18 protein-coding genes are annotated in these 23,871 nt (G+C 61.5%); 15 read left to right on the forward strand and 3 right to left on the reverse strand.

The features are described from left to right. Window positions 1-3 precede the first annotated feature (3 nt). From cdhC to NN484_RS04480, 5 genes are all read left to right on the forward strand, one after another. Window positions 4-891, forward strand: coding sequence for a 3-dehydrocarnitine:acetyl-CoA trimethylamine transferase CdhC (gene cdhC, locus NN484_RS04460; protein WP_127647847.1), 888 nt, complete (start codon window positions 4-6; stop codon window positions 889-891). A gap of 152 nt (window positions 892-1,043) precedes the next feature. Then, a complete protein-coding gene (locus NN484_RS04465) occupies window positions 1,044-2,009 on the forward strand; it encodes an L-carnitine dehydrogenase (RefSeq protein WP_215500690.1) in 966 nt (321 codons plus the stop codon). Between the two features lie 179 nt (window positions 2,010-2,188). Next, complete coding sequence (locus tag NN484_RS04470; RefSeq protein ID WP_274658648.1) at window positions 2,189-2,665, forward strand: thioesterase family protein; 477 nt, start codon at window positions 2,189-2,191, stop codon at window positions 2,663-2,665. Between the two features lie 23 nt (window positions 2,666-2,688). Then, on the forward strand, window positions 2,689-3,852 hold the full coding sequence (locus tag NN484_RS04475) for a gamma-butyrobetaine dioxygenase (protein WP_274658649.1): 1,164 nt from the start codon (window positions 2,689-2,691) through the stop codon (window positions 3,850-3,852). Window positions 3,853-4,169: 317 nt separating this feature from the next. Further along, complete coding sequence (locus tag NN484_RS04480; protein ID WP_007962640.1) at window positions 4,170-4,433, forward strand: hypothetical protein; 264 nt, start codon at window positions 4,170-4,172, stop codon at window positions 4,431-4,433. Between the two features lie 89 nt (window positions 4,434-4,522). Here NN484_RS04480 and gbdR read toward each other — a convergent pair whose 3' ends face one another. Both gbdR and NN484_RS04490 read right to left on the reverse strand, forming a co-directional pair. Further along, window positions 4,523-5,626, reverse strand: coding sequence for a choline metabolism transcriptional regulator GbdR (gene gbdR / locus NN484_RS04485; RefSeq protein WP_127647851.1), 1,104 nt, complete (start codon window positions 5,624-5,626; stop codon window positions 4,523-4,525). Window positions 5,627-6,141: 515 nt separating this feature from the next. Beyond that, on the reverse strand, window positions 6,142-7,518 hold the full coding sequence (locus tag NN484_RS04490; RefSeq protein ID WP_274658650.1) for an L-serine ammonia-lyase: 1,377 nt from the start codon (window positions 7,516-7,518) through the stop codon (window positions 6,142-6,144). 434 nt (window positions 7,519-7,952) lie between these two features. Between NN484_RS04490 and NN484_RS04495 the strand changes: the two genes are divergently transcribed. From NN484_RS04495 to choV, 3 genes are all read left to right on the forward strand, one after another. Continuing rightward, window positions 7,953-8,900 (forward strand): choline ABC transporter substrate-binding protein, encoded by a 948-nt coding sequence (locus NN484_RS04495; RefSeq protein ID WP_127647853.1) that lies wholly within the window; start codon window positions 7,953-7,955, stop codon window positions 8,898-8,900. A gap of 66 nt (window positions 8,901-8,966) precedes the next feature. Then, window positions 8,967-9,812 (forward strand): choline ABC transporter permease subunit, encoded by an 846-nt coding sequence (gene choW / locus NN484_RS04500; RefSeq protein ID WP_127647854.1) that lies wholly within the window; start codon window positions 8,967-8,969, stop codon window positions 9,810-9,812. Further along, complete coding sequence (gene choV, locus NN484_RS04505; RefSeq protein WP_025108532.1) at window positions 9,809-10,987, forward strand: choline ABC transporter ATP-binding protein; 1,179 nt, start codon at window positions 9,809-9,811, stop codon at window positions 10,985-10,987. Before choW ends, choV begins: the two co-directional genes overlap by 4 nt. A gap of 252 nt (window positions 10,988-11,239) precedes the next feature. On the opposite strand, the gene betT is transcribed toward choV, so the two are convergent. Then, complete coding sequence (betT, locus tag NN484_RS04510) at window positions 11,240-13,237, reverse strand: choline BCCT transporter BetT (protein WP_127647855.1); 1,998 nt, start codon at window positions 13,235-13,237, stop codon at window positions 11,240-11,242. Between the two features lie 424 nt (window positions 13,238-13,661). On the opposite strand from betT, the gene betI reads away from it, so the two are divergent. The 7 genes from betI to dbpA all read left to right on the forward strand — a co-directional run bounded on the left by betI (window position 13,662) and on the right by dbpA (window position 23,849). Further along, the gene (gene betI, locus NN484_RS04515; RefSeq protein WP_127647856.1) at window positions 13,662-14,255 is read left to right on the forward strand and encodes a transcriptional regulator BetI; all 594 of its coding nucleotides are present in this window, start codon (window positions 13,662-13,664) and stop codon (window positions 14,253-14,255) included. An 89-nt stretch (window positions 14,256-14,344) separates the two neighbouring features. Next, window positions 14,345-15,817, forward strand: coding sequence for a betaine-aldehyde dehydrogenase (betB, locus tag NN484_RS04520; RefSeq protein ID WP_127647857.1), 1,473 nt, complete (start codon window positions 14,345-14,347; stop codon window positions 15,815-15,817). 148 nt (window positions 15,818-15,965) lie between these two features. Continuing rightward, window positions 15,966-17,669: a choline dehydrogenase gene (betA, locus tag NN484_RS04525; RefSeq protein ID WP_274658651.1), complete on the forward strand. Its 1,704-nt coding sequence runs from the start codon at window positions 15,966-15,968 to the stop codon at window positions 17,667-17,669. Between the two features lie 274 nt (window positions 17,670-17,943). Beyond that, entirely contained in the window at window positions 17,944-19,386 is a 1,443-nt protein-coding gene (locus tag NN484_RS04530; RefSeq protein ID WP_215500686.1) for a TldD/PmbA family protein, read from the forward strand. Then, entirely contained in the window at window positions 19,386-20,723 is a 1,338-nt protein-coding gene (locus NN484_RS04535) for a TldD/PmbA family protein (RefSeq protein WP_127647860.1), read from the forward strand. The genes NN484_RS04530 and NN484_RS04535 overlap by 1 nt, the downstream gene beginning before the upstream one ends. Window positions 20,724-20,924: 201 nt before the next feature. Beyond that, window positions 20,925-22,352, forward strand: coding sequence for a multidrug transporter subunit MdtD (mdtD, locus tag NN484_RS04540; RefSeq protein WP_127647861.1), 1,428 nt, complete (start codon window positions 20,925-20,927; stop codon window positions 22,350-22,352). Window positions 22,353-22,511: 159 nt separating this feature from the next. Beyond that, window positions 22,512-23,849, forward strand: a complete 1,338-nt coding sequence (gene dbpA, locus NN484_RS04545; protein WP_252191540.1) for an ATP-dependent RNA helicase DbpA — start codon at window positions 22,512-22,514, stop codon at window positions 23,847-23,849. Window positions 23,850-23,871 lie beyond the last annotated feature (22 nt).

Raw genomic sequence — 23,871 nt, forward strand, 5'->3', positions numbered from 1 at the left:
ACCATGAACCACGACGTCATCATCACCTGCGCACTCACCGGTGCTGGCGACACGACCGCCAAGAGCCCCCACGTGCCGGTCACCCCGAAACAGATCGCCGCTGCCGCCGTAGAAGCTGCCAAGGCCGGCGCCACCGTTGTGCACTGCCATGTGCGCGACCCGCAGACCGGCAAGTTCAGCCGTGACGTGGCGCTGTACCGCGAAGTGATGGAGCGCATCCGCGAGGCCGACGTCGACATCATCGTCAACCTCACCGCCGGCATGGGCGGCGACCTGGAGATCGGCCCGGGCGAGAAGCCGATGGAGTTCGGCCCGAACACCGATCTGGTTGGCCCGCTGACCCGTCTGGCCCACGTCGAAGAACTGCTGCCGGAAATCTGCACCCTCGATTGCGGCACCCTGAACTTCGGCGACGGCGACACCATTTACGTCTCGACGCCTGCGCAACTGCGCGCCGGTGCCAAGCGCATCACCGAACTGGGCGTGAAGGCCGAGCTGGAAATCTTCGACACCGGTCACCTGTGGTTCGCCAAGCAGATGATCAAGGAAGGCCTGCTCGATAACCCGTTGTTCCAGCTGTGTCTGGGTATCCCGTGGGGCGCCCCGGCGGATACCACCACCATGAAGGCCATGGTCGACAACCTGCCCGCCGACGCGGTGTGGGCCGGGTTCGGTATCGGCCGGATGCAAATGCCGATGGCCGCGCAAGCGGTGCTATTGGGCGGCAACGTGCGGGTCGGGCTGGAAGACAACCTGTGGCTGGACAAGGGCGTGCTGGCAACCAACGGCCAACTGGTCGAACGCGCCACCGAGATCCTCAGCCGCCTCGGCGCCCGGGTGCTGACCCCGGCTGAAGGTCGCAAGAAAATGGGCCTGACCCCGCGCGGCTGACCTATCCCCAACACGGGCCTGACTGTCCCCATCTTCAACCTGTAGGAGCTGCCGAAGGCTGCGATCTTTTGACTTTGATTTTTAGAAGCAAGATCAAAAGATCGCTGCCTTCGGCAACTCCTACAGGGATCACCTTACTCGGGAAAATCACTATGAGCTTTATCACCGACATCAAAACCTTCGCCGCCCTCGGCAGCGGTGTCATCGGCAGCGGCTGGGTCGCCCGTGCCCTCGCCCATGGCCTCGACGTGGTGGCCTGGGACCCGGCGCCCGGCGCTGAAGCCGCGCTGCGCAAACGCGTGGCCAATGCCTGGGGCGCGCTGGAGAAAAACGGCCTGGCGCCCGGCGCATCGCAGGATCGCCTGCGCTTTGTCGCGACCATCGAGGAATGCGTGCGCGATGCCGACTTCATCCAGGAAAGCGCCCCGGAACGCCTTGAGCTGAAGCTGGAGCTGCACAGCAAAATCAGCGCGGCGGCCAAACCCGATGCGCTGATCGGTTCGAGTACTTCGGGCCTGTTACCGAGCGAGTTCTACGAGAGTTCGACCCACCCTGAGCGCTGCGTGGTCGGGCACCCGTTCAACCCGGTGTATCTGTTGCCGCTGGTGGAAGTGGTCGGTGGCAAGCACACCGCGCCCGAGGCCGTGCAAGCGGCAATGAATGTCTACGAATCCCTCGGCATGCGCCCGCTGCACGTGCGCAAGGAAGTACCCGGTTTTATCGCCGACCGTTTGCTCGAAGCGCTGTGGCGTGAGGCGCTGCACCTGGTCAACGATGGTGTAGCGACCACCGGTGAGATCGACGACGCGATCCGTTTTGGCGCCGGTCTGCGCTGGTCGTTCATGGGCACGTTCCTGACTTACACGTTGGCCGGTGGCGATGCCGGGATGCGTCACTTCATGTCGCAGTTCGGCCCGGCATTGCAGTTGCCATGGACTTATCTGCCAGCGCCGGAACTGACCGACAAGCTGATTGACGATGTGGTCGATGGCACCAGCGACCAGCTCGGTCGTCACAGCATTTCGGCGCTGGAGCGCTATCGTGATGACTGCCTGCTGGCGGTGCTTGAGGCGGTGAAGACCACCAAAGAGAAGCATGGGATGAGTTTCAGCGAGTAAACATCAACATCTGTGGTGAGGGAGCTTGCTCCCGCTGGACTGCGCAGCAGTCCCAAAACCCTCACATGCGGTTCATCAGCCAGAACGCATTCACCGGTTTTACGACCGCTGCGCGGCCGAGCGGGAGCAAGCTCCCTCGCCACACAGTTGCATGTCAGACAATATTTTGGAGTTCCGCCATGCCCACCCTCACCACCTACCAGACCACAATCATCCCCGACTGGGTCGACTACAACGGCCACCTGCGCGACGCCTTCTATCTGCTGATTTTCAGCTACGCCACCGATGCCCTGATGGACCGTCTCGGCATGGACAGCAATAACCGCGAAGCCAGCGGCCACTCGCTGTTCACCCTCGAGCTGCACCTCAACTACCTGCACGAAGTGAAGCTCGACGCCGAGGTCGAAGTGCGCACGCAGATCATCGGTCACGACAGCAAGCGCCTGCACCTTTATCACAGCCTGCACCTGACCGGTGACGACAAGGAACTGGCCGGCAACGAGCAGATGCTGCTGCACGTCGATCTCGCCGGCCCGCGTTCGGCGCCGTTCACCCCGGACACCCTGAGCCGCCTGCAAGCCATCGTCACCGAGCAAGTCGACCTGCCGGCCCCGGCTTACATCGGTCGGGTCATCGCCCTGCCACCCGCCCGGTAACCCCTCCAACACAAGGAGCCACCATGAACACCGCTGCCGCTGTTGCCGACTTCCGTACTTATCCGTTGATCAGCGCGCTGAGCGGCGTGCAGAGTCTGGCGGATCGCGTTTCGATTGCCTGGGCCGATGGCCGCATCAGTCCGTTTCACCATGTCTGGCTGCGGGATAACTGCCCGTGCGAGCAGTGCGTCTACAACGTCACCCGCGAGCAGGTATTCGAGATCGTCGATGCCGCGCCGGATCTGGCCCTCGCCAGCGCCCAGATCGACAGCGACGGCTGCCTGCGCATCGACTGGCAGGACGGCCACCGCAGCCGCTTCGACCCCGGCTGGTTGCGCGCCCACGCTTATGACGACGCCTCCCGCATCGAACGCCTGGCCGCCAAGCCCAAGGCTTACCTGTGGCGCAGCGATTTGCAGTTGCCGGTGTTCGACTACGCCACGCTGATGAATGACAACGGCGCCCTGCTGCAATGGTTGATCGCGGTGCGTGACATCGGCCTGACTCAGGTGCGCGGTGTGCCCACTGAGCCTGGCTCGCTGAAGCTGATCGCCCAGCGTATTTCGTTCATCCGCGAGAGCAATTTCGGCGTGCTGTTCAACGTGCAATCGAAGGCCGATGCCGACAGCAACGCTTACACCGCTTTCAACCTGCCACTGCACACGGACTTGCCGACCCGCGAGTTGCAACCGGGGCTGCAATTTCTGCATTGCCTGGTGAATGATGCCGAGGGCGGCGAAAGTATTTTTGTCGATGGTTTTGCGATTGCCGATGCGTTACGGCTGGAAGCGCCGGAGCTGTTTCAGGCGCTGTGCGACATCCCCGTGGAATTCCGTAACAAGGATCGCCACAGCGACTATCGCTGCCTGGCGCCGATCATTGCCCTGGATGCGTTGGGCCGGGTCGCGGAGATTCGCATGGCGAACTTTCTGCGCGGCGCGTTCGATACGTCGGCGGAACAAATGCCGCTGCTGTACCGCGCCTATCGACGCTTGATTGCGCTGACCCGCGAGCCACGGTTTCGGCTGATGCAGCGGCTTAATCCGGGGGAACTGTGGTGCTTCGATAACCGCCGCACATTGCATGCGCGCAATGCGTTTGACCCGGCCACCGGGGCGCGGCATTTCCAGGGCTGCTACATCGATCGGGATGAGCTCTTGTCGCGGATTCTGGTGTTGCAACGCTGATCCGCTAAAAGCAAAAGATCGTCCGAAGGCTCTGGCCGCGATCGGACGATCTTTTGACTTTCATTAAATTAAAAAAGCCCCGATACAAGCCGTGACAGGATCGGGGCAGAGGGTACTGTTGAGGAGCTGCCAGTCGAGGGTGACCAAACCGTCTGTAGCGAGCTTGCGCCAGTGTGCCCACTCCATTTTCCAATGAGTTAGCCGAAAACGACCTGTTCATAGCCGTCGCAGCCACTGCGACAAATCGCCCTTGCCGTCACTCCCCATGCCTACCAGAATCGAGCCACGACCTCCGTTGCCAAAGAAGGATGCGCGTCATGATGTATGCCGATTTGATTGATCAGGAAGATTTGTTGGGCCAGCTCAAGGCGCTGGGTTTTCAAGTGCCGAGCGGCTCGACCGCCGAGCAGGCCTGTGAGTGTGCCGTACGAGGCCTGGATAACGTTCGCGCGTTTGAATTGCGCAAGATGGTCAAGGACATGTACACCAGCGGCGCCAGTATCCAGCCTGCGGTGCGTCAGGCGATCGACAAGCAGTTGTTGCCGGCGTTGGCGGATTACCAGCAAAGCCATAGCGCCTGACAGACGATCAAAAGATCGCAGCCTGCGGCAGCTCCTACAGTTGAAATGCGTTCCCCTGTAGGAGCTGCCGCAGGCTGCGATCTTTTGCTTTACAGCCTTACGCTGGCAAACGTCGACTCATTGCGCGCCTGACTCAACGCCGACATCGGCCCCGACAGCGGCGACATCACGATCGCCTGCGGCAGCGGCATCATCGCCACTTGCTGCGTGGTATTGGAGCCTACGCGCTCGTCACGCGGCGGAATGCCGAAGTACTCGCGGTAGCACTTGGAGAAGTGCGGCGTCGACACGAAACCACACACCGAGGCCACTTCGATGATCGACATCGGCGTCTGCTTGAGCAGTTGCCGCGCGCGGATCAGGCGCAGCTTGAGGTAGTAGCGCGACGGCGAGCAGTGCAGGTATTTCTGGAACAGCCGCTCCAGTTGGCGACGGGACACGGCGACGTACACCGCCAGTTCGTCGAGGTCGATCGGCTCTTCGAGGTTGGCTTCCATCAGCGCGACGATTTCCTGCAGCTTCGGCTGGTTGGTGCCGAGCATGTGCTTGAGCGGCACCCGCTGATGATCCTGCTCGTTGCGGATGCGTTCGTAGACAAACATTTCCGAGATCGCAGCGGACAGTTCACGACCGTGATCGCGGCTGATCAGGTGCAGCATCATGTCCAGTGGCGCGGTGCCGCCGGAACTGGTGAAACGGTTGCGATCGAGGGTGAACAGACGGGTGCTCATCGCTACGCGCGGGAAAGCTTCCTGCATCGCCGCCAGACATTCCCAGTGCACGCTGCAATCGAAACCGTCGAGCAGCCCGGCGCAGGCCAGGGCCCAACTGCCGGTGCACACCGCGCCAAGACGCTTGGACTGACGCGCCTGGCTCTGCAGCCATGACACGTGTTCACGGGTCACGGTGCGTTGAATGCCGATCCCGCCGCAGACGATCACAGTGTCCAGGGGAGGGGCTTTGTGCATGGAGGCATCCGGAGTGATTTGCAGACCGTCACTGGCCCACACCTGGCCGCCATCGACGGTAAGGGTGCTCCAGCGATACAGCTCACGACCAGACAATTGGTTGGCCATGCGCAGGGGTTCGACTGCGGAGGCCAGAGAAATCAGCGTGAAATTGTCCAGCAGCAGAAAGCCGATGGATTGAGGCGCACGGTTCTGGGGTTGGGCCCCGGAGTTGAACGTCGTCATCGCGGTATCTCCTCACACAAAGCGGGTGATGGCCTCAGGCGGAGGCTCTTGTTATTGCCATCGTTCTCGCGTGGGAGACGGGCTTTGTTATGACAGAGCAATTGCCATGCCTAAAATTGAATGGCCGTTCAATAACTCCTGAAAACGACGTCGCGACGTGTCTATTCAAGACGTCCGGCAAAGGCTGATTCGAAGTGCCATCAGCGGCGCTGAAAGCCCTGCCCCGGTGCCTGTGAGCAGATCGGTAGCACTTGTGGGAACGGGCTTGCGCGCGGTTGTTTCGGAGTGTCACCGCAAGCACGGGTGACGGACGGTAGGGGGCGCAAATGACGCACTGCGGGTGGGAAAGACTCTTATCTGATTGCGACGCGCTAAAAGGTGGCGTGATTTGATTAGCGTGTTCACTTGGTGAGCAGTTTTGACTGGTCTGGCGCTATCGCGAGCAGGCTCACTCCTACAGGGGAACGCATTCCAAGTGTAGGAGTGAGCCTGCTCGCGATGCGGCCGACTCGGTCTCAGCACTCGACCGCGCTAACAGCCAGCCCACCGCGCGATGTCTCTTTATATTTGTCGTGCATATCCGCACCGGTATCGCGCATGGTGCGGATCACTCGGTCCAGCGAAATGAAATGCTGACCATCCCCGCGCAAGGCCATCTGCGCCGCGTTGATCGCCTTCACCGCCGCAATCGCATTGCGCTCGATGCACGGCACCTGCACCAGGCCACCGACCGGATCGCAGGTCAGGCCCAGGTTATGCTCCAGGCCGATTTCCGCCGCGTTGCACAGTTGCTCAGGCGTCGCACCAAGGATCTCCGCCAGCCCGGCCGCCGCCATCGCGCAGGCCGAACCGACCTCGCCCTGGCAGCCCACTTCAGCACCGGAGATCGAAGCATTCTTCTTGCACAGAATGCCCACCGCCGCCGCACCCAGAAAGTAGTCGACGACGTTGGCGTCGGTGACCGCCTCGCTGAACTTCATAAAGTAGTGCAACACCGCCGGGATGATCCCCGCCGCGCCGTTGGTCGGCGCCGTGACCATGCGCCCGCCCGCCGCGTTCTCTTCATTCACCGCGAGGGCAAACAGGTTGACCCACTCCATGGCACTGAGGGTCGAGCCGATCACGTTGGGCTTGTTCAATTCCTGCAGGCTGCGATGCAACTTCGCTGCACGCCGGCGCACGTTCAGGCCACCGGGCAAGATGCCCTCGTGCTTGAGGCCCTGCTCGACGCAATCCTGCATTGCCCGCCACAGCGTCATCAGCCCGGCACGAATTTCCTCTTCGCTGCGCCAGACCTTTTCGTTGGCCATCATCAATTCGGCGACGCGCAGATTGTTCTGCTTGCACAGCTCCAGCAGCTCCACCGCGCTGGAAAAGTCATAAGGCAATTCGGTGCGATCCAGATCGACCACGCCGCTGGACGCCTGCGCTTGATCCACCACAAAACCGCCACCGACCGAATAGTAGGTATCGCGATGAATCTCCCCGTGATCGCCTTCGACAATCAGGGTCATGGCGTTGGGATGGAACGGCAGGTTCTCGTCGATCAGGCGCATGTCGCGTGCCCAGACAAACGGCACCGACAAGCGACCATCCAATAGCAGGGTGTGGGTTTCACGCAGCGCCTGGATTCGCGGACCGATCTGCGACGGGTCGATTGCGTCCGGCCACTCGCCCATCAAACCCATGATCACCGCGTTGTCGCTGCCGTGACCGATGCCTGTCGCCGACAGCGATCCGAACAATTGCACTTCTATACGACGCACCTGTTCGAGCAGGTGCCGGTCGCGCAGCGATTCGACAAACAGGGCGGCGGCGCGCATCGGGCCGACGGTGTGGGAACTGGACGGGCCAATGCCGATTTTGAACAGGTCGAAAACGCTGATAGCCATTGCTGCAGAGCTCCTGAGGATGCCGTTCCCGGGCATTAAGCGCCCGCTGGCGGAGCTGCTACGCTCAAGCTGCGATCCGCCGGAATGCCCGCATCATCGGGCTTTTGTCAGGTCGCCCGGCGTCTGACACCGACGCACTCATGCCCACCAGCGCCGCGCCGTTTTCGTCCCGGTTTTTCGCCGTTTTTATGCAGTTCAGATGGCCGATCGGGGCAGAAAAAAGCTGTAAACGACGTCACTGACACTAGATACGACCATCCCTGTACTGGATACGACGCACCCTGTAGGCGTCAGATTTTCACTGGTACATGATCGTTATGACTCGATTGCAAGGCGCCGTGGTAGAGCTGTCTCCAGAACGCCATCCAACCGCAACCCATAAGTGCGGTGGTCCAGTCGGAACACTGCCAAAAAAAACACCTAGGAGTCCATCCATGAAAGGTTCCCCGTCGTTGTTGTTGGCCGCCATGCTGAGTCTGCCGTTACTGGCTCAAGCTGCAGAACCCGCTCAGTGCAGTACCGTGAACTTCTCCGATGTTGGCTGGACCGACATCACCGCGACCACCGCCACCACCTCGGTGGTACTTAACGCCCTCGGCTACAAGACCAAGACCACCATGATTTCCGTGCCCGTGACCTACAAGTCGCTGGCCGACGGCAAGAACATGGACGTGTTCCTCGGTAACTGGATGCCGACCATGGAAAACGACATCAAGGCTTACCGCGATGCCGGCACCGTCGAAGTGGTACGCACCAACCTCAAGGGTGCCAAGTACACCCTCGCCGTACCGCAAGCCCTGTACGACAAGGGTCTGCATGACTTCGCCGACATCGCCAAATTCAAGAAAGAGCTCGATGGCAAGATCTACGGCATCGAACCTGGCAACGACGGCAACCGCCTGATCCAGAGCATGATCGACAAAGATGCGTTCGGCTTGAAAACCGCCGGTTTCAAGGTCGTCGAATCGTCCGAGGCGGGCATGCTCTCGCAGGTCGACCGCGCGCAGAAACGCGACACCGCCGTGGTCTTCCTTGGCTGGGCGCCGCACCCGATGAACAAACGCTTCAAGATTCAATACCTGACCGGCGGCGATGACTTCTTCGGCCCCGATTTCGGTGCTGCGACTGTGGCGACCAACACCCGCAAGGGCTACGTCGCCGAATGCAGCAACGTCGGTCAGTTGCTGAAAAACCTGGAGTTCACCGTCGACATGGAAAGTACCCTGATGGGCAACATCCTCGACGACAAGATGAAGCCTGAAGCGGCCGCCAAGGCCTGGCTGAAGAAGAACCCACAGGTGCTCGATACCTGGCTCGCTGGCGTGACCACCATTGACGGTAAACCTGGCCTGGAGGCCGTGAAAGCCAAGCTCGCACAGTAATTGCCTTACGCCGGGCGAGTTCGCTCGCCCGGGCTGTTTATTCCTTGCATGCGGACGTTCACTACCATGCTGATTGATCAGAAAATCCCTTTAGGCCAGTACATCGCGGGCTTCGTTGAATGGTTGACGCAACACGGCGCCAGCACCTTCGACGCAATCGCCGTGACACTGGAAACGATGATCCACGGCGTGACGTTTGCGCTGACCTGGTTCAACCCGCTGGTGCTGATCGGCCTCATCGCCCTGCTGGCCCACTTCATTCAACGCAAATGGGGGCTGACGGCGTTCGTCATCGCCTCGTTCCTGCTGATCCTCAACCTGGGGTACTGGCAGGAGACCATGGAAACCCTCGCCCAGGTCATGTTCGCGACCCTGGTCTGCGTGGTCATCGGCGTGCCGTTGGGCATCGTCGCCGCGCACAAGCCGATGTTCTACACTGTAATGCGTCCGGTACTCGATCTGATGCAGACCGTACCGACCTTCGTTTACCTCATTCCTACCCTGACCCTCTTCGGGCTGGGTGTGGTGCCAGGCCTGATCTCCACGGTGGTATTCGCCATCGCTGCGCCGATCCGCCTGACTTACCTGGGCATCCGCGATGTCCCACAAGAACTGATGGACGCCGGCAAGGCCTTCGGCTGCTCGCGTCGCCAATTGCTCTCACGGATCGAACTGCCTCACGCCATGCCGAGCATCGCTGCCGGCATCACCCAGTGCATCATGCTGTCGCTGTCGATGGTGGTGATCGCGGCACTGGTGGGCGCCGACGGACTCGGCAAACCGGTGGTCAACGCACTGAACACTGCTGATATCGCCCTGGGCTTCGAAGCGGGCCTGGCGATCGTACTGCTGGCGATCATGCTCGACCGTATCTGCAAACAACCCGACGCCAAAGTAGGGGGTGACGCATGAGCATAATTCGCTTCGAAGACGTCGACGTAATCTTCTCCAAGGATCCACGCGAAGCACTCAAGCTGCTGGATCAGGGCATGACCCGCAACGAGATCCTGAAAAAGACCGGGCAGATCGTCGGCGTGGAAAAGGCCAGCCTGGACATCAACAAGGGCGAGATCTGCGTGCTGATGGGCCTCTCCGGTTCCGGCAAGTCGAGCCTGCTGCGCTGCATCAACGGCCTGAACACCGTGAGTCGCGGCAAGCTGTTCGTCGAACACGAAGGCAAGCAGATCGACATCGCCTCCTGCACGCCTGCCGAACTGAAGATGATGCGCACCAAACGCATCGCCATGGTGTTCCAGAAGTTCGCCCTGATGCCGTGGCTGACGGTGCGCGAGAACATCAGTTTCGGTCTGGAGATGCAGGGTCGTCCGGAGAAGGAACGGCGCAAGCTGGTGGATGACAAGCTCGAACTGGTGGGCCTGACCCAATGGCGCAACAAGAAGCCCGATGAACTCTCCGGCGGCATGCAGCAGCGTGTGGGCCTGGCCCGGGCGCTGGCGATGGACGCCGACATTCTGCTGATGGACGAACCGTTCTCGGCACTCGACCCGCTGATCCGCCAGGGCCTGCAGGATGAACTGCTGGAACTGCAACGCAAGCTGAGCAAGACCATCGTGTTCGTGAGTCACGACCTCGACGAGGCGCTGAAACTCGGTAGCCGCATCGCGATCATGAAGGACGGCCGGATCATCCAGTACAGCGTGCCGGAAGAGATCGTATTGAACCCGGCGGACGACTATGTGCGCACCTTTGTCGCCCACACCAACCCGCTCAACGTGCTCTGCGGCCGCAGCCTGATGCGCACGCTGGACAACTGCAAACGCATCAACGGCTCGGTGTGCCTCGATCCGGGCGGCGACTCGTGGCTGGACCTGGCTGAAGGCAACACCATCAAGGGCGCGCGGCAGAACGGTTCGGTGCTGAACCTGCAGAACTGGGCACCAGGGCAAGCGGTGGAAGGGCTGGAGCGCAAACCGACGCTGGTGGACTCGAACATCGGCATGCGGGACGCGCTGCAGATTCGCTACCAGACCGGCAACAAACTGGTGCTGCACGACAACAACCATGTGGTGGGGATTCTTGGCGACAGTGAGCTGTATCACGCGTTGCTGGGCAAGAACCTGGGGTAATCCCCGCACACACAAAAACGCCGCGAGAGGATCGCGGCGTTTTTGTTAGTGCAGGTATCTAGCTGTAAACAGAGAACCTGTGGCGAGGGGGCTTGCCCCCGTTGGGCTGCGAAGCGGCCCCAAACCCAGACATCGCGGTATTTCAGATAAACCGTGCTGTCAGGGATTACGACGGCTGCGCCGCCGAACGGGGGCAAGCCCCCTCGCCACAATGGTGCGGCGATGCAGATGACTGCACCGCAGCACTACGACTTAGCTATACACCCGGCCAAGGAGCTGCCGATGGCTTTCAAACTGATCGAGCACGTCCCGCGTGATCTGATCCTGCGTGAAGCCCATCAGGTCGTAATCCTGGCTACCGTTGTGCAGGTACACCTCGGCGCGGTAGTAACGCTGGCGCGCTTCATCGGACTGGGCCGATTCGGTCGGGGTCGCCAGGTAGCCGTCCAGGCTCACTTCGTAAACGAAAGGGTTGCCCTCTTCCATCTCGACGCGCACGCCCATGCAACGCTTGGATTTGCCCAACAGCGTCTGCACTTCCAGACCCTGCGCACGCATCTGCGCTGTCGCATTTTCCAGCGCCGGGCTGACTTGCTTGTCCATGAAACGCTGCACCACCGACTGGCTCGGCTGCAGATCCAGTTGCGTCAGACGCTCGCTGAAACCACGACGACCGCGTTCAGCCAGTTGCGCTTGCTCCTGTTCGATCTGCACGTCCTGACGCATTGCCTTGTGCAGGCCGAACATGAAGAACACCAGCACCACCGAGAACGGCAGACCGGCCAGCACCACCATGGTCTGCATGGCTTCGAAGTTACCGGCGAACAGCAGACCGATGGTCACCAGCGTGATCACCACCGACCAGAAGATCCGCAGCCAGTGCGGTGCGTCTTCGTCGACGTTGCCGCCCTTGCAGGACAGGTTTGCCATCATCACCGCACCGGAGTCGGCCGGGGTCAGGAACAGCACGAAACCGACAAAGATCGACACCCCGATAACGACTTTCGATGCCGGGTAGTGTTCCAGCAACTGATAGATCGCCATCGACGGCTGTTCCAGCGCCGTCTTCCCAAGCTCAACCGCCCCCTGATTCATCACCAGGTCCAGTGCCGAGTTACCGAAGATCGACAGCCAGGCCAGGGTGAAGCCCAGCGGAATCAGCAGCACGCCAGCGACCAGCTCACGCACGGTACGTCCACGGGAAATACGCGCGATGAACATGCCTACGAATGGTGCCCAGGAAATCCACCACGCCCAGTAGAACAGGGTCCACAGGCCCAGCCAGCGATCCGACTTGGCGCTGTCGCCTTCATAGACGTACAGGTCGAAGGTCTTCAGCACCACGCCGTTGAGGTAATCGCCGATGTTCTGCACAAAGCCGTTGAGCAGGTGCAGGGTCGGGCCGAACAGCAGGACGAAAATCAGCAGACCGCTGAACAGCACGATGTTCAGGTTGGACAGGCGACGGATGCCGTTCTCCACGCCGGACACGGCAGCGATAGTCGCCACGGTGCTCATCACGATGATCACGATCAGCAGGTTGGTGTTGCTGTGTTCCATGCCGAACAGATTTTCCAGGCCCGAGGACACTTGCAGCGAGCCGATCCCCAGGTTGGTCACCAGACCCAGCAGGGTCACGAACATGCCGAAGCCGTCCACCGCATGACCGGCAGCGCCTTTGACCCAACGCTCGCCCACCAGCGGATACAGCGCCGAACGCAGGGCCAGCGGCTGGTTATGACGGTAAGCGAAGTACGCCACGGCCAAACCGACCAGTGCGTAGATCGCCCAGCCGTGCAGGCCCCAGTGCAGGAATGTCAGCTGCACCGCCTGACGCGCGGCCAGGTTGGTGGCCGCTGCGCCTTCCGGCGGATTGAAGTAGTGGTCCAGCGGCTCGGAGGCGCCGAAATACAGCAGCGAAATACCGATACCCGACGAGAACAGCATCCCCGCCCAGGCGCCGTAACTGAAATCCGGGGTGTCGTCCTTGCTGCCCAGTTTGAGTTTGCCGTACGAAGAAAACGCCAGGCCCACCACAAACACCAGGTAAGCGGCGATCACCACCATGTAATACCAGCCGAAGCTGCGGGACAACCAGGCCTGAGCCATACCCAACATTCTGCCGGCCTCTTGCGGGGCGATAATCAGAATGGCGGTCAACAACAGAATCAGCGCGGTAGAGGTGTAGAACACCCAACCGTTGACCGTCACCTTCTCGGGCGGGGTCTTTATAAGCGAGGCAGAACTCATGGCACAAATGCTCCAGGCAGTGCGAGAGAAGAACACAAGGCAACACGGAACCCGACCAATCGGTTAGTTGGCAGCCGACCGGCGGGTGATATAAAGACACCCCGAAAAAGCCCGAACCTGCCGAAATGGCGCCGCGAATCGCTTTCGTGGCCGAGGTCCGGACGTTCATCCGAAACCTGGCCCCGAGCGTCTTGCCCATTCAACACGTCCATCGAACAGCGAACCGCGCCATGCCCCATACAGGTTTCAAGCATTTTCGGATGTCGGTTTATCGCCATTTACACGTAGGAAAAATTTGTAAATCGCGACGATTTGTCGCAGATCTTATTCTTTGTTGATTGAACGTTCAATCAAAACAAAATAGACTGGCCCTCAATCCGGTAGCCGTTTTTCGTCTGCCGGAAGGCCTAAGGAGATGTGCAAGATGCCCAAGGTCGGTATGCAACCCATCCGCCGCCAACAACTGATCGAAGCCACGTTGCAAGCGGTCGATCAGGTCGGGATGGGGGACGCCAGCATTGCGCTGATCGCCCGTTTGGCCGGTGTCTCGAATGGCATCATCAGTCACTATTTTCAGGACAAGAACGGCCTGATTGCCGCCACGATGCGGTATCTGATGAATGTCCTCAGCGAGAACGTCACCGCGCGCCGTCAGGCGCTGGCAGACAGCAGCCCACGGGCGCATCTGCAGGTGATCATCGAAGGCAACTTCGACGCCAGCCAGGTCAATGGCCCGGCAATGAAAACCTGGCTGGCCTTCTGGGCCACCAGCATGCACCAGCCGTCTTTGCACAGGTTGCAGCGGATCAACGATCACCGTCTGTATTCCAACCTGTGCTGCGAGTTCCGCCGTGTGCTGCCGCTCGAAGATGCGCGCAACGCAGCGCGTGGACTGGCAGCGTTGATCGACGGTTTGTGGTTGCGCGGCGCCTTGTCGGGAGATGCTTTCGACACGGTGCAGGCGCAACAGATCGCTTACGAATACATGGATTTCCAATTGGCCAAGCAGGTGAGCTAGAGCACACAGAAAACGCTCGGCCCCTGAACCGCCACCGCAGCAGTACCGCGGTGGTCAACGCCAACCACTCATGCACTTGCGAGGACACTATGGCCCGTTTCGAACTGCAAAAACTCTACATCGATGGCGCGTACTCCGACGCTGGCAGCGATGCCACCTTCGAAGCCATCAACCCGGCGAACGGTGAAGTCCTCGCCAAAGTGCAACGTGCGACCAAGGAAGACGTCGAGCGTGCTGTGGTCAGCGCTGAAAAAGGCCAGAAAATCTGGGCTGCGATGACCGCCATGGAGCGTTCGCGCATCCTGCGTCGCGCCGTGGACATCCTGCGCGAGCGCAACGATGAACTGGCCGCTCTGGAAACCCTGGACACCGGCAAGGCTTACTCCGAAACCAAATACGTCGACATCGTTACCGGCGCCGACGTGCTGGAATACTACGCAGGCCTGGTGCCAGCGATCGAAGGCGAGCAGATCCCGCTGCGTGATACCTCTTTCGTTTACACCCGTCGCGAGCCGCTGGGCGTAGTGGCCGGTATCGGCGCGTGGAACTACCCGATCCAGATCGCACTGTGGAAATCCGCACCCGCCCTGGCCGCGGGTAACGCGATGATCTTCAAGCCGAGCGAAGTCACCTCGCTGACCACCCTGAAACTGGCCGAGATCTACACCGAAGCCGGCCTGCCAAACGGCGTGTTCAACGTGCTGACCGGTAGCGGCCGTGAAGTCGGCACCTGGCTGACCGAACACCCGCGCATCGAGAAAGTCTCGTTCACTGGCGGCACCGACACCGGCAAGAAGGTGATGGCCAGCGCTTCGGCTTCGTCGCTCAAAGACGTGACCATGGAACTGGGCGGCAAGTCGCCGCTGATCATCTGCGACGACGCCGACCTGGATCGCGCCGCCGACACCGCGATGATGGCCAACTTCTACAGCTCCGGTCAGGTCTGCACCAACGGCACGCGCGTGTTCGTACCGAGCCACCTCAAAGCCGCTTTCGAAGCCAAGATCGTCGAGCGCGTAGCGCGCATCCGCATCGGCAACCCGGAAGACGAAAACACCAACTTCGGCCCGCTGGTCAGCTTCGCGCACATGGAGAGCGTGCTGGGCTACATCGCCAAGGGTAAAGAAGAAGGTGCCCGCGTCCTGTGCGGCGGCGAGCGTCTGAACGACGGCGAGTTCGCCAAAGGCGCGTTCGTCGCGCCGACCGTGTTCACCGATTGCACCGATGAGATGACCATCGTCCGTGAAGAAATCTTTGGCCCGGTGATGGCGATCCTCTCCTACGAAACCGAGGAAGAAGTGATCCGCCGCGCCAACGACACCGACTTCGGCCTGGCCGCCGGTATCGTCACCAAAGACCTGAACCGCGCACACCGCGTGATTCATCAACTGGAAGCCGGTATCTGCTGGATCAACGCCTGGGGCGAGTCCGACGCAAAAATGCCGGTGGGCGGTTACAAGCAGTCGGGCGTAGGCCGCGAAAACGGCATCAGCTCGCTGACCAACTACACACGCATCAAATCGGTACAGGTCGAGCTGGGCGATTACGTCTCGGTGTTCTGATCAGCTAGCTGATCAGCTGCAAGCGGCAAGTTTCAAGCTGCAAGTAAAAGCAGTTTGGGGTTGCCGCCCTCCCCGATTTCGAAGCCACAGTTCGCTGCTTTTACTTGCAGCTTGAAGCTTGTGACTTGTAGCTCCCCCAGGAGAATTTATGACTACAGAATACGACTACATCATCATAGGGGCCGGTTCTGCGGGTAACACCCTGGCGACCCGTCTGACTGAAGACGAAGGCGTCACCGTTCTGCTGCTCGAAGCCGGCGGCCCGGACTACCGTTTCGACTTCCGTACGCAAATGCCGGCCGCGCTGGCATTTCCGCTGCAGGGTCGTCGCTACAACTGGGCGTACGAAACCGATCCAGAGCCACACATGGACGGTCGCCGGATGGAATGCGGTCGCGGCAAAGGCCTCGGCGGCTCCTCGCTGATCAACGGCATGTGCTACATCCGTGGCAACGCGATGGACTACGACGGCTGGGCGAAACTGCCAGGTCTGGAAGACTGGTCGTACCTGGACTGCCTGCCGTACTTCCGTAAAGCGGAAACCCGCGATATCGGCCCGAACGACTACCACGGTGGCGACGGCCCGGTCAGCGTGACCACGCCGAAGGCTGGCAACAACCCGCTGTTCCACGCCATGGTTGAAGCCGGCGTGCAGGCCGGTTACCCGCGCACCGAAGACTTGAACGGCTACCAGCAGGAAGGTTTCGGCCCGATGGACCGCACCGTGACGCCAAACGGTCGTCGTGCCTCCACCGCCCGTGGCTACCTCGACGTCGCCAAGAAGCGTTCGACCCTGACCATCGTCACTCACGCCCTGACCGACAAGATCCTGTTCGAAGGCAAGCGTGCGGTCGGCGTGCGTTACCTGGTCGGCTCGGCCGAAGAGCGCGTTGAAGCCAAAGCACGCAAGGAAGTGCTGCTGTGCTCCGGCGCCATCGCTTCGCCGCAGATCCTGCAACGCTCCGGCGTCGGCCCGGCGAAACTGCTGGAAAGCCTCGACATCCCGGTGGTTCACGATCTGCCGGGCGTCGGTGAAAACCTGCAGGACCACCTTGAGCTGTACCTGCAATACGCTTGCACCCAGCCAGTTTCGCTGTACCCGTCGCTGCTCTGGTACAACCAGCCGGCCATCGGTGCCGAGTGGCTGTTCAACGGCACCGGTATCGGCGCCAGCAACCAGTTCGAAGCCGGCGGTTTCATCCGCACGCGCGAAGAGTTCGAATGGCCGAACATCCAGTACCACTTCCTGCCGGTCGCGATTAACTACAACGGTAGCAACGGTGTGAAAGAGCACGGTTTCCAGGCACACATGGGTTCCATGCGTTCGCCGAGCCGTGGTCGCATCCAGGCCAAATCCAAGGATCCGCGTCAGCACCCGAGCATCCTGTTCAACTACATGGCCACCGAGCAGGACTGGCAGGAGTTCCGTGACGGCATCCGCCTGACCCGCGAAATCATGCAACAGCCGGCACTGGACGCCTTCCGTGGCCGCGAAATCAGCCCGGGTATCGAAGTGCAAACCGATGAGCAGCTGGACAAGTTCATCCGTGAGCACGCCGAAACCGCGTTCCACCCGTCGTGCTCGTGCAAGATGGGCACCGACGACATGGCGGTGGTGGATGGCGAAGGTCGCGTGCACGGCATGCAGAGCCTGCGTGTGGTCGATGCCTCGATCATGCCGATCATCACCACCGGCAACCTCAACGCGCCGACGATCATGATCGCCGAGAAAATCGCCGACAAGATCCGTGGCCGCAAGCCACTGCCGCGTAGCAATGCTGCCTACTACGTCGCTGGCGGTGCGCCGGTGAAGGGCAAGCCGATGCGTGATATCACGCCTGTTTCTCAGTAATTCAGCGACACCGCGTCAAGGCTGATCGCGAGCAGGCTCACGCCTACAGTTAATCTCCAAGTTGTGTGTTCACTGGAGATCCTTGTAGGAGTGAGCCTGCTCGCGATGAGGCCCTGCAAATCCCCCCCTCTCCCTGACTCACAGTAAATCCTCCTACACCCCCTCTTCACTTGATCCTACCCCCACGCAGGCCTACTCTAGTCCTCGCGCAATCGTTTCACCCCTCCCCGCCGAATCGCTTTACCCCGCAACTCCATAACAAGGAGGTTCCCGAATGTTCGATTTCCACCCCCAGCTCAAGCAGCGCTTCGCTGCCTTGCGCACGGGCGCTGAGTTCTTTTCCCTGCGGTATGTGCGCGAGTCCGGCCAGTATCTGTCAGTGCGCAAGAACGTCGCCGAACCGCCGAGCCTGAGCCGCGACGAAGGCGCCATGCTCACCGTGCGCGTCAACGGAGTCGAGGCCTACGCCGCCACCAACGACCTGTCGCAGCAAGGCCTGCAAGGCGCCCTCGAACGTGCCGAACAGCAGGCCCGGCGGCTCAAGCCCCACGCCTTGCTCGACCTGCGCGACCAACCGGTGTCGAGCGACCGCGCCGACTACTTTTCGCCCAATATCGAGCAAGCCTTCCCGTCCCTGAGCGAATGCTTCGAGCTGCTCGGCGCGGAATCCGCCTCGGTGCCAAAGGATGAGCGCCTGGTGAATTGGGAAGCGAGCATCGGCATCACCCACGTCGAGCAGATCTACCTGAGCAGCGCCGGTGCCGAATTGCGCCAGGCCCAACGCTTCGTCTACCCGAGCCTCGACGTCACCGCCTACGACGGCAACGACAGCCAGACCCGCAGCCTCGGCCGCGAGAACTTCGGCCAGCAGGGTGGCGCGGACGTGATCAGCCGTTGCGGCCTGGTCGGCGCCGGCCCCAAAGTGGCCGATCAGGCCCTGCAACTGCTGCTCGCACCGAACACCCCGCAAGGCCCACGCGACCTGCTGCTGATGCCTGACCAGATGATGCTGCAGATCCACGAGTCCATCGGTCACCCGCTGGAGCTCGACCGGATCCTCGGTGACGAGCGCAACTACGCCGGCACCAGCTTCGTCAAAACCAGCGACTTCGGCAGCCTGCAATATGGTTCGAAGCTGCTCAACGTGACCTTCGATCCGGACATTCCCGAAGAACTGGCGAGTTACGGCCACGATGACGACGGCTCAAAGGCCAGCAAGCAATTCCTGATTCGCGAAGGCCTGTTGCTGCGGCCATTGGGCGGCGCGCTGTCGCAGTTCCGCGCCGGTCTCGACGGTGTTGCCAACAGCCGCGCCTGCGGCTGGAACCGGCCGCCGATCGACCGCATGGCCAACCTCAACATCGAGCCGGGCGATCAGTCGCTGACGCAACTGATCAGCGGCATCGAGCACGGCATTCTGATGAGCACCAACCGTTCGTGGTCGATTGACGATGCGCGCAACAAGTTCCAGTTCGGTTGCGAGTGGGGTCAGTTGATCGAAAACGGTGAACTCAAGGGTGTGGTGAAAAATCCGAACTACCGAGGCATTTCCGCGCAGTTCTGGAAAAGTCTGCGCGCAGTCGGCGATGCCGGTACCCGCAGAGTGCTGGGCACGCCAAACTGCGGCAAGGGCGAACCGAACCAGGTGATCCGCGTCGGCCACGCTTCGCCGGCCTGCGTATTCAGCAACGTTGATGTGTTTGGGGGAGACGCCTGATGAGCATTTCGAAGAGTCAGTCCGACGCCTTCAAGGTCATGGTCAATTGGCTGCGCGACAGCGTGCGCGAGCCGGAACAATTCACCCTCAGTTATGCCGCCGAATCCTCGGCATTCGTGCGGTTCAACCACGCCAAGGTGCGTCAGGCCGGCCAGGTGCAGCAGGTCGATGTCGGGCTGAAGCTGATCAACGACGGCCGCCACGCCGACCTGCACATCACCCTGTCCGGTGATCAGGAAGCCGATCTGCAGCGCCTCGCCGAAGGCCTGCAACAACTGCGCGAAACCCTGCCGCTGCTGCCGCAGGATCCGTACCTGCTGCTCAACCACAACGGCTGGCAGAGCAACAACGTGCAGGACCATCCGCTGCCGGACACGGAGCTGGTGGTCGAGGAGATCTGCGCCGCCGCTGAAGGTCTGGATCTGGTCGGCTTTTATGCCGCAGGTCCGATCAGCCGTGGTTTCGCCAGTTCCTCGGGGGCGTTTGGCTGGCATCAGGCCAACAGCTTCAACTTTGACTTCAGCCTGTTCCACGAGAATGGCGAAGCGGTGAAAGCCAGCTACGCCGGCCACGAATGGAGCAGCGAAGGCTTCGCCCGACGCTTCCAGCAGGCCCGCGAGCAACTGGCGTTTCTCGGTCGACCGTTGCGCACCCTCGCACCGGGGCAATACCGGGCGTATCTGGCGCCAGCCGCACTGGAAGAAATCATGGGCATGCTGAGCTGGGGCGGGTTCTCCGCGCAGTCGATTGCCAGCAAAAGCAGTCCGCTGCAGAAGCTGTATGTCGGCGATCAGGCGTTCAGTCCGCTGGTGTCGCTGGATGAAAAAGTCAGCGACTCGTTGAGCCCGGCGTTTTCCGGCGAAGGGTATCCGCGCAGCGATCTGCGGCTGGTCATCGAAGGCAAGGCCGGTGATCAACTGGTCGGTTCGCGCAGTGCCGCCGAATACGGCCTGACCGCCAACGGTGCCAGCGGCGGCGAATCGCCGAGCGCGCTGAACATGGCGGCCGGGGACCTGTCACAGGCCGAGATTCTCAAGCAACTGGGCACCGGCCTGTACATCAGTAACCTGTGGTACCTGAACTTCTCCGATCAGCCGGCCGCGCGCCTGACCGGGATGACCCGGTTTGCCACGTTCTGGGTCGAGAACGGCGAGATTCAGGCGCCGGTCAGCACCATGCGTTTCGACGACAGCGCCTACAGCCTGCTGGGTTCGCAGCTGGAAGCGCTGACCGCCGAGCGCGAGTTGCTGCTGTCGGCGAGTACGTATAGCCAGCGCAATACCTCGTCGGTGTTGCTGCCGGGGGCGCTGGTCAGCCGTCTCACGCTAACGCTGTAGATAAACCCGTGGCGAGGGGGCTTGCCCCCGTTCGGCGGCGAAGCCGTCGTAGTCCGACTGAGCGGTATTGCTGTCGAACGCACCGGCCGGTTTTGGGGCTGCTACGCAACCCAACGGGGGCAAGCCCCCTCGCCACACATGATCCTTCGCCCGAATCAGCGCCAAGACAAGAATCCAGATTAACCACCCACCAGAGGTTCCATGCCCAACCGCCCGCCTCTCGACGCCATCACCGCCCGCTGGTTGCCGTGGGTCGTCGCCATCGCGTTCTTCATGCAGTCCCTCGACGGGACCATCCTCAACACCGCCCTGCCGGCCATGGCCCGGGATCTGGCCGAAGACCCGTTGCGCATGCAAGGCGTGGTCATTGCCTACATGCTCACCGTGGCATTGCTGATTCCGGCTTCGGGTTGGATCGCCGACCGCTTCGGCACCAAGAAGATCTTCTTCGGCGCGATCCTGCTGTTCAGTTTCGGCTCACTGCTCTGCGCGTTGTCCAGCAGCCTGAGCATGCTGGTCGGCGCGCGGGTGATCCAAGGCCTGGGCGGCGCATTGATGCTACCGGTCGGACGCCTGGTAGTGCTGCGCGCCTACCCACGTTCGGAGCTGGTGCGGATCATGGGCTTCATCACCATTCCCGGCCTGCTCGGTCCGCTGATCGGCCCGACCATGGGCGGCTGGATGGTGCAATACCTGACGTGGCACTGGATCTTCCTGATCAACCTGCCGGTCGGCGTGCTCGGCTGCTACGCGGTATGGAAATTCATCCCCGACCTGCGCGGCACTGAACGCACGCGCTTCGACAGCCTCGGTTTCCTGCTGTTTGGCGCCGCAATGATCCTGATCACCATTGCCATGGAAGGCCTTGGCGAACTGCACCTGCCGCATCTGCGAGTGATGTTGCTGCTGTTCGGCGGTCTGGCCTGTCTGGCGGCGTACTGGTTGCGCGCCGGGCACGTCGAAAATCCGCTGTTCGCCCCTTCGCTGTTCAAGACCCGCACCTTTGCCGTCGGCATTCTCGGCAACCTGTTCGCCCGTCTGGGCAGCGGCGCCCTGCCGTTTCTGGTGCCGTTGCTACTGCAAGTGGCGCTGGGTTATTCGCCGTCACAGGCCGGGATGAGCATGCTGCCGCTGGCCGCCGCGGCCATGTTTGCCAAGTGGATGGCGCGCCCGCTGATCGAACGCCTTGGCTATCGCATCGTGCTCACCGGCAACACCCTCGCACTGGGGATCATGCTGGCGAGCATGGGCCTGGTCAGCGAACAGACGCCTTACTGGCTGCTGCTGTGTCTGCTGGCGATTCTCGGGGCGATCAACTCGCTGCAATTCACCGCGATGAACACCGTGACCCTGATCGACCTCGACGACGCCAGCGCCAGCAGCGGCAACAGCCTGCTGTCGGTGGTGGCGCAATTGTCGTTGAGCCTGGGGGTGGCCTGCGCCGGTGCGCTGCTCGGCGGCTTCACGGCCGAGATCGGCAATGATGGCGTCGAGACCGTGCTGGGCGCGTTCCAACTGACGTTTGTCACGGTCGGGATCATGGCGATGCTCGCCGCGACGATCTTCTCGCAACTGTCGAAAGAGGACGGCCGGCGGGCCAAGCGCCCGGAAGAACACATCGAACACTGATGTGTGATGAAGGGCTTTTGTGGCGAGGGAGTCGCTGTTCGTCCAGAACTTTCGAGGAAAGTGGCACGGGGCTGCTACACTGCGCGACATTTTGTTTTGCAGGCCAGTCCCGTGACCACCATCGCCACCGCTTTTAATACTCTGCCGCTGTCCGCCGCCATGCTGGCTAACCTCGAATCCCTCGGTTATGCCCAGATGACGCCGATCCAGGCGCAGAGCTTGCCGGTGATCCTCAAGGGGATGGACCTGATCGCCCAGGCCAAGACCGGCAGCGGCAAGACCGCCGCGTTCGGCATCGGCCTGCTGAACCCGATCAATCCGCGCTACTTCGGCTGCCAGGCGCTGGTGATCTGCCCGACCCGTGAGCTGGCCGACCAGGTCGCCAAGGAAGTCCGTCGTCTGGCCCGTGCCGAAGACAACATCAAGGTTCTGACCCTGTGCGGCGGCGTGTCGTTCGGCCCGCAGATCGCTTCGCTGGAGCACGGCGCGCACATCATCGTCGGCACCCCGGGGCGTATCCAGCAGCACCTGCGCAAAGGTTCGCTGGTGCTCGACGGCCTGAACACGCTGATCCTCGACGAAGCCGACCGCATGCTCGACATGGGTTTCTACGACGCCATCGAAGACATCATCGAGCAAACCCCGTCGCGCCGTCAGACCCTGCTGTTCTCCGCCACCTACCCGGTGGGCATCAAGCAACTGGCCTCGAAATTCATGCGTGATCCGCAGACGGTGAAAGCCGAAGCGTTCCACGACGACACGCAGATCGAACAGCGTTTCTACGAGATTTCCCCGGAAGAACGCATGAGCGCAGTGACCAAAGTCCTGCACCACTTCCGCCCGGCCTCCTGCGTGGCGTTCTGCTTCACCAAGCAGCAGGTGCAGGAAACCGTCGATCACCTGACCTCCAAAGGCATCTCCGCCGTCGGCCTGCACGGTGATCTGGAACAGCGTGACCGCGATCAGGTGCTGGCGATGTTCGCCAACCGCAGTACGTCGGTACTGGTCGCCACTGACGTGGCCGCCCGTGGCCTGGACATCGATGCGCTGGACATGGTGATCAACGTCGAGCTGGCCCGCGATTCGGAAATCCACATTCACCGCGTTGGCCGTACCGGTCGCGCTGGCGAGAAAGGCATCGCGGTCAGCCTCGTCGCACCGTCCGAAGCCCATCGCGCGCAAGCCATCGAACAGTTGCAGAAAGCCCCGCTGAACTGGGATCAGGTGGACAACCTCAAGTCCCAGGGCGGCGCCCCGTTGCAGCCACCGATGAGCACGCTGTGCATCGCTGGCGGGCGCAAGGACAAAGTGCGTCCGGGCGACATCCTCGGCGCACTGACCGGCGATGCCGGCATCCCGGGCGCCCAGGTCGGCAAGATCGCGATCTTCGACTTCCAGTCGTATGTGGCGGTTGAACGCACCGTGGTCATGCAGGCGCTGCAGCGTTTGAACAATGGCAAGATCAAGGGCCGTTCGCTGCGCGTGCGTGTTTTGTAAGCACAACGCATTTCCCCTGTAG

The organism is Pseudomonas serboccidentalis (assembly GCF_028830055.1).
In the GTDB taxonomy this organism is placed as follows: Bacteria; Pseudomonadota; Gammaproteobacteria; order Pseudomonadales; family Pseudomonadaceae; genus Aquipseudomonas; species Aquipseudomonas serboccidentalis.